This window comes from Cryobacterium sp. MLB-32 (assembly GCF_000738085.1).
Classification (GTDB): Bacteria; Actinomycetota; Actinomycetes; order Actinomycetales; family Microbacteriaceae; genus Cryobacterium.
Genome location: NZ_JPRS01000126.1, coordinates 1 through 5,412 on the forward strand (window position 1 = coordinate 1; position 5,412 = coordinate 5,412).

The following is a 5,412-nucleotide window of genomic DNA, read 5'->3' on the forward strand; positions in this document are numbered from 1 at the left end:
GCCGTGCCTAACCGCTTGCCCGCGCTCTGGGCCAAGGTTGCCGTGCTCTTTGGCTTCACCTTCCTGGTGGGTTTGATCAGTGTGGTCGGATCATTCCTCGTAGCCATGCCCATTCTGGGAGCGAAGGACATCACGGCAAGCCTGTTCGATGTCGATCTGGCGCTTCCTCTGCTCGGCAACGTGCTGTTCCTCGGGCTCATTGCCGTGTTCGCGGTCGGTATCGGCACGATCCTCCGCAGTAGCGCCGGCGGTATCTCGACCGTGCTCGGCATCACCCTGCTGCTGCCGATCGTGCTGGGAATCCTGTCGAATTACGTCGGGTGGATCGCAGACATCCTGCCCTTCCTTATCACTTCGGCCGGTTCCACGATGATCACCCCGATGACACCGAACACCATGGAGTCCTGGCAGGCATTTCTCGTCGTCATGGCCTGGGTGGTCGTGAGCCTCGGAACGGCGTCGCTGCTGCTCAAGCGCCGTGATGCCTGACGTTTGACCCGTACCATCGAATAATGAGCACCGACACTTCGCCCCCCGTGCGCGCACTCGCGCCGGGGGGCGAATTGCGTCTGCCCACCCCTCCCGGGGCCGTGCGGCGTTTCTGGACCCGGCATCCCCATGCGGCCGACGCCCTGATCGCGGCGATCTACGTCGTGCCGACGGTGCTCACCCTGGTGTTCAACGTGCTGGATGCCGAGCCAGCTCCGCTTAACGATGTGGTGCTGAATACCGCCATCACCGTGACCGTGGCCGCGGCCCTGTTCTTTCGCCGACGGGTGCCACGGCTCGTTCTGGCCGTCACCTGGATCGGGCTGCTGACCTTCGCGGACTACGGCGAAGTGCACCTGATCGCCCAGCTCCTCGCGCTCTATGCTGTCGCGGTGTACTCCGACGTGCGCAGCGCCTGGATCGGGTTCAGCGCTTCGGTGCTTCTGGCCGGTGTCGCCGCGTGGCTGACCGACAATCCGGCCGAGGTGTCCTGGATCCCGGTGATCATTCAGGTGGCGATCATGATGCTCGCGGCCACCCTGGTCGGCGTCAATATGGGGAACAGCAAACGCTACGTTGCCGCCCTCCTCGACCTGGCTGCCCAGCTTGCTCGTGAGCGCGACCAGCAGGCCCAGCTCGCCCGGGTATCGGAGCGCGCCCGCATCGCCCGCGAAATGCACGACGTGGTGGCGCACAGCCTGTCGGTGATGGTCGCGCTGGCGGACGGCGCACACGCGATCGCTCTGAAAGATCCGGATCGTTCCCGCGCGGCCATGCTCGAGGTCGCGGGCACCGGGCGAAAATCCATGCACGAGATGCGTCGCCTGCTGGGAGTGCTCGCAGCCGACACCGAAACGGATGCCGCCCGTCGGCCGAGCTCGGCCGCCCGCCGGTCCGCGCTCGCCCCCCAGCCCGGCACGGAACAACTCGTCGAGCTCGTTGAATCTTTTCGCTCCGCCGACCTTCCGATCCGGATCGAACAGAACGGCCGCGGCCCGAGCAACGCCGGCGTTCAGCTGACGATCTATCGAATCGTGCAGGAGTCGCTCACCAACGTGCTCCGGTATTCGGACAGCCCCACCCTCGTGACAGTGCGTATCGTCGCCTCCGCCACCACCGTCGAGGTGGTCGTCACCGACAACGGACTACTGCACGACCCCGGCCCCTCGCAGGGTTCCGGCCGAGGCATCATCGGTCTGCACGAGCGCGTCGCGTTGTACGGCGGCACGCTCGAAGCCGGACCCGCTGCGAACCGGGGTTGGCGAGTCACGGGCACCATGACCTTCGAACCGGAGGAGCACCGGTGACGCCGATCCGGGTCATGCTGGTCGACGACCAGGCCCTTCTGCGCGTGGGTTTCCGCATGGTACTCGAGGCCGAGGACGACCTCACTGTCGTGGCCGAGGCGGGCAACGGGGCAGACGCTGTCGTGCTGGCCGCACGGGAACACCCGGACGTCGTGTTGATGGATGTGCGCATGCCGCGCATGGACGGCATTGAGGCAACCGGCCAGATCACCACCGCGAACCCGGACACCCGGGTTATCATCCTGACCACCTTCGATCTGGACGAGTATGCGTTCGGGGGACTTCGCGCCGGGGCGAGCGGGTTCCTGCTCAAGGACACGGAACCGGGCGAACTGATCGCGGCGATCCGTTCTGTCGCATCGGGGGAGGCATCCGTTTCGCCGCGCGTCACGCAGCGCATGCTCGAGCTGTTCGGGTCGAAACTGCCCGCGCCGAATCCCGAGGAAACCGTGGCAGAGACACGATTGTGCGTTCTCACCTCGCGCGAACACGAGGTCTTCCGGGCTATCGCGGAGGGGCTGTCGAACCCCGAGTTGGCGGAGCGATACTCACTGTCCGAATCGACCGTGAAAACCCACGTCGGCAGGATCCTGCAGAAACTCGGGCTTCGGGACCGCGTGCAGGCCGTCATCCTCGCTTACGAGCTGGGGCTCGTAGGGGAATAGGCTCGGGGGTATGCGCACCTTTTACCCTGAGATCGAACCGTACGAAACCGGCATGCTGGATGTCGGGGACGGGCAGACGCTGTACTGGGAGGCCTCCGGCAACCCGCAGGGCAAGCCGGCGGTGTATCTGCACGGCGGCCCCGGTGGGGCGAGCAGTGCGGCGCAGCGTCGTGTCTTCGACCCGGAGAAGTACCGGATCATCCTGTTCGACCAGCGCGGCTGCGGGCAGAGCACGCCGCATGCGAGTGCAGCGGATGCGGACCTGGCCACCAACACGACGTGGCACCTCGTCGAGGACCTCGAAATCCTGCGAGAGCACCTCGGCATCGACCGTTGGCTCGTCTGCGGCGGGTCGTGGGGGAGCACGCTCGGCCTCGCCTACGCCGAAACGCACCCCGAGAAAGTCAGCGAGCTTGTGATGCGCGGCATCTTCACGCTGCGCCCGGTGGAACTCGACTGGTTCTACGAGGGGGGCGCGGCAGCCATCTACCCCGACCTGTGGGAGGGATTCATCGCACCGGTGCCCGTCGACGAGCGAGCACACCTCATCGAGGCCTATGGCCGGCTCCTGAACGACCCCGACCGGCTTGTCCGCGAACGAGCCGGCATCGCGTGGTCCACGTGGGAATCGTCGACCATCACGCTGTTGCAGGAGCCCGAGAAGATCGCGCACTTCACGGAAGCCTCCTTTGCCGTGGCCTTCGCCCGCATCGAAAACCATTTCTTCCGCAATGGCGGATGGTTTGAACCGAACCAGCTCATTCGCGATGCCGGGAAACTCGCGGACATTCCCGGCGTGATCATTCAGGGGCGCTACGACATGTGCACGCCGGCTTTCACGGCCTGGGACCTGCACAAGACCTGGCCCGAAGCGGAGTTCCACCTCATTCCGGATGCCGGCCACGCCTTCGACCAGCCCGGAATCCTCGACGCGATCATCACCGCGACCGACCGCTTCGCCGTGTAGGGGGCGCCGCGCCATACCCCCAGAGGGGGGAAGAATATTCCGGAGGGTGTTTCCGGCCTTGTCGGGTTGTTCGCGGACCTCTATGGTGGGGCGCTAGGCGCCATTTGAGAGGTGAACCGACCCGGGTCTTGCCGGTGGACGCTGCGACGAGGACCACACCGAGTGCGTGCCACCGAACATGGCCTGAATGACCAACGCTCCGCCGGGCCAGCGGTCCCCACGCCGGCACGGAGCGTCACTGCACGGATGCGTTCGCTGCGCGCCGCCTCGCAGAATCTGGTCGGGAATCGCATCCTCGCTGCCGTCGTTCTCATCGTTTTGGGGATGCGGCTGGAACTTCTGCAGGGGCTCACGGTCGGGTACGTGGCCGTGGTGGCGCTCGCCCCGGTGTGGTTCCGCGTCCTCCGGCTCTACCGGGGAGCGACGACGATCATCATCACCGGAGCCGCCTGCCTCGTCAGCGGGTTGTGGCTCAACGCGCTGGCCGCACCCACCCACTCGATCGCTGCGGGTGAGACTCTGGGCACCGTCATCAGCCTGGGCGGAATTCTGTGCTCGATCGGATTCATTCTTTGGGCCCGCGAGATGATGCCGGTCTCCCAGGTCGCGCTTTGGTTTGGGGTGGGGTTGTTCGCCGGTGTGTCGAGCACGGCGAACATGTTTGCCGACAACCCGTGGCGATTCGGGTATGCCTTCTCCGTGACCGTGATAATTCTGGCGCTCGCCCAACTCAGCGGGCGCCGGTGGGTGGAACTCTCGGCCCTGCTGCTCGTGGCGGTCGTGTCGATGCTCACCGGCGCGCGTTCGTCATTTGGCATCATCTTCCTCACGGCAATCCTGGTGGCCTGGCAGATGCGCCCGGAGCGATTGCGACGTGGCGGATCGGGGTGGGGCGTGATCGTGGGGATGGGCGCCCTCGCAACGCTGGTTTATTACCTGGCCCAAAATGCCTTCCTGGCCGGCTACTTCGGTGAGGCCGCCCGGCTTCGCACCGTCGCGCAGCTTGACACCGCCGGATCGCTGATCCTGGGCGGTCGGCCGGAGCTGGGAGCAACCCTTGCGTTGATGCAGGCGCGGCCCCAGGGTTTCGGCGCCGGTACGCTCCTGAACCCCGAAGAGCTGCTCATCGCCAAAACCGGCATGTCGAGTCTCAACTACGCTCCCGACAACGGATACGTGGAGCGGTACATGTTCGGTGGCCACATCGAATTGCACTCGGTCGTCGGAGACCTGTGGGCACACTTCGGCATTCCCGGGCTCGTGTTCACGGCCGTGCTGCTCGTGCTGCTCGTCTGGGGTCTGGCCTCGGCCGTATCGGCCAATCATGCGAGTGCTCTGCTGATCTTTCTCGGGGTCAGCATCGTGTGGGAGTTGTTTTTCGGACCGCTCTACACGGCCACGAGAATGCTCATCCTGGTGGTCGGCCTGGTGCTCGTGCGCCGGACGGGGGATGTCGTCAGTCCGGTGCGCCCGACTGCGCGCCTCGGGCCACCGGCCCGGGAAGGTTGAGAGCTTCAAGCGCCCGGCGCAGCGCGGTGCTCGAGGTGTGCATGGTGTATGGAAAGTAGACGACCTCCACCCCCACCGCGGCGAACTGGTTTTCCAGCCGAAGCCCGCGTTCCGTACCGCGCCAGTCATCGCCCTTGAAGAAGACGTTGAACTGAAGCTCCCGCCACGTGTCCAGCTTGTCCCGGAGCACTTCGGGCACGGCTTCGTCGACGAAACTGATGTGCCGCACTATTTCCAGGCGCTCACTGAGGGGGACGACGGGGGGCGCCCCCTTGGTCAGCTGGAGCATCTCGTCGGAAACCACACCGGCGATCAGAAAATCGCACTGGCTTCGTGCCTGACGAAGGATATTGAGGTGCCCCACGTGAAAAAGGTCGAATCCCCCGGCCGCGTAACCGACCCTCATGCCATCCGTGCGTCGGCGGGACTCGGACCTGACGTGGTTCACGGGAATCTACTTTCTGTCACAACAGGG

At 65.4% G+C, this 5,412-nt stretch carries 5 protein-coding genes and 1 pseudogene; 5 read left to right on the forward strand and 1 reads right to left on the reverse strand.

Going from position 1 to position 5,412, the window contains the following annotated elements:
* The 5 genes and pseudogenes from JF66_RS23640 to JF66_RS12605 form a co-directional block, all read left to right on the forward strand.
* A pseudogene (locus JF66_RS23640) lies at nucleotides 1-489 on the forward strand (ABC transporter permease); the annotation flags it as partial.
* A gap of 23 nt (nucleotides 490-512) precedes the next feature.
* Nucleotides 513-1,796 (forward strand): sensor histidine kinase, encoded by a 1,284-nt coding sequence (locus JF66_RS12590; protein ID WP_051973501.1) that lies wholly within the window; start codon nucleotides 513-515, stop codon nucleotides 1,794-1,796.
* A 14-nt stretch (nucleotides 1,797-1,810) separates the two neighbouring features.
* Entirely contained in the window at nucleotides 1,811-2,461 is a 651-nt protein-coding gene (locus JF66_RS12595; protein ID WP_051973502.1) for a response regulator transcription factor, read from the forward strand.
* 10 nt (nucleotides 2,462-2,471) lie between these two features.
* Nucleotides 2,472-3,428 carry a prolyl aminopeptidase gene (gene pip, locus JF66_RS12600; protein WP_035878593.1) on the forward strand — a complete coding sequence of 319 codons (957 nt, stop codon included), beginning with the start codon at nucleotides 2,472-2,474 and terminating at the stop codon, nucleotides 3,426-3,428.
* A gap of 246 nt (nucleotides 3,429-3,674) precedes the next feature.
* Nucleotides 3,675-4,937 carry a hypothetical protein gene (locus JF66_RS12605; protein ID WP_035878595.1) on the forward strand — a complete coding sequence of 421 codons (1,263 nt, stop codon included), beginning with the start codon at nucleotides 3,675-3,677 and terminating at the stop codon, nucleotides 4,935-4,937.
* On the opposite strand, the gene JF66_RS12610 is transcribed toward JF66_RS12605, so the two are convergent.
* Nucleotides 4,885-5,343 (reverse strand): adenylyltransferase/cytidyltransferase family protein, encoded by a 459-nt coding sequence (locus tag JF66_RS12610; protein ID WP_035878597.1) that lies wholly within the window; start codon nucleotides 5,341-5,343, stop codon nucleotides 4,885-4,887. The two genes, JF66_RS12605 and JF66_RS12610, sit on opposite strands and share 53 nt — an antisense overlap.
* Nucleotides 5,344-5,412 lie beyond the last annotated feature (69 nt).

Excerpts from the sequence above, each read along its gene's own strand:
- JF66_RS12590 (WP_051973501.1), top strand. The coding sequence starts at position 513 with ATGAGCACCGACACTTCGCCCCCCGTGCGCGCACTCGCGCCGGGGGGC.
- pip (WP_035878593.1), top strand. The coding sequence starts at position 2,472 with ATGCGCACCTTTTACCCTGAGATCGAACCGTACGAAACCGGCATGCTG.
- JF66_RS12605 (WP_035878595.1), top strand. The coding sequence starts at position 3,675 with ATGCGTTCGCTGCGCGCCGCCTCGCAGAATCTGGTCGGGAATCGCATC.
- JF66_RS12610 (WP_035878597.1), bottom strand. The coding sequence starts at position 5,343 with ATGAGGGTCGGTTACGCGGCCGGGGGATTCGACCTTTTTCACGTGGGG.
- JF66_RS12595 (WP_051973502.1), top strand. The coding sequence starts at position 1,811 with ATGCTGGTCGACGACCAGGCCCTTCTGCGCGTGGGTTTCCGCATGGTA.